Below are 902 nucleotides of genomic sequence, written 5' to 3'. Positions count from 1 at the left end.
CTGAAGGCCGTGATGCTGGCGGCGAACGCGATCGTCGCGGGCGACGCGGACATCGTGGTCGCGGGCGGCCAGGAGAACATGAGCGCGGCGCCGCACGTGCTGCCGGGCTCGCGCGACGGGTTCCGGATGGGCGACGCGAAGCTGGTCGACACGATGATCGTCGACGGGCTGTGGGACGTGTACAACCAGTACCACATGGGCATCACGGCGGAGAACGTCGCGAAGGAATACGGGATCACGCGCGAAGCGCAGGACGCGTTCGCGGCGCTGTCGCAGAACAAGGCGGAAGCCGCGCAGAAGGCCGGCCGCTTCGACGACGAGATCGTGCCGGTGTCGATTCCGCAGCGCAAGGGCGAGCCGCTGCAGTTCGCGACCGACGAGTTCGTGCGTCACGGCGTGACGGCGGAGTCGCTGGCCGGGCTGAAGCCGGCGTTCGCGAAGGACGGCACGGTGACGGCGGCGAACGCGTCGGGGCTGAACGACGGCGCGGCGGCGGTGCTGGTGATGTCGGCGCAGAAGGCGGCGGCGCTGGGCCTGACGCCGCTCGCGCGGATCAAGGCGTACGCGAATGCGGGCGTGGATCCGAGCGTGATGGGCATGGGCCCGGTGCCGGCGTCGCGCCGTGCGCTGGAGCGCGCGGGCTGGACGCCGGGCGACCTGGACCTGATGGAGATCAACGAAGCGTTCGCGGCGCAGGCGCTGGCGGTGCACAAGCAGATGGGCTGGAACACGTCGAAGGTGAACGTGAACGGCGGGGCGATCGCGATCGGCCACCCGATCGGCGCGTCGGGCTGCCGGATCCTGGTGACGCTGCTGCACGAGATGGTCAAGCGCGATGCGAAGCGCGGGCTGGCGTCGCTGTGCATCGGCGGCGGGATGGGCGTCGCGCTCGCGGTCGAGCG

The 902-nt window shown here is 71.1% G+C and carries 1 protein-coding gene; it reads left to right on the top strand.

Features of this window, described 5'->3' with window-relative positions:
• The coding region (locus tag WS95_RS00010; RefSeq protein ID WP_059821600.1) for an acetyl-CoA C-acetyltransferase at nucleotides 1-902 on the top strand (902 nt) is incomplete at both ends.

The organism is Burkholderia sp. MSMB1826, assembly GCF_001526325.1.
Classification (GTDB): domain Bacteria; phylum Pseudomonadota; class Gammaproteobacteria; order Burkholderiales; family Burkholderiaceae; genus Burkholderia.
Note: the sequence above shows the minus strand (reverse complement) of the source record. Positions and strands in the feature narration are given on the sequence as shown.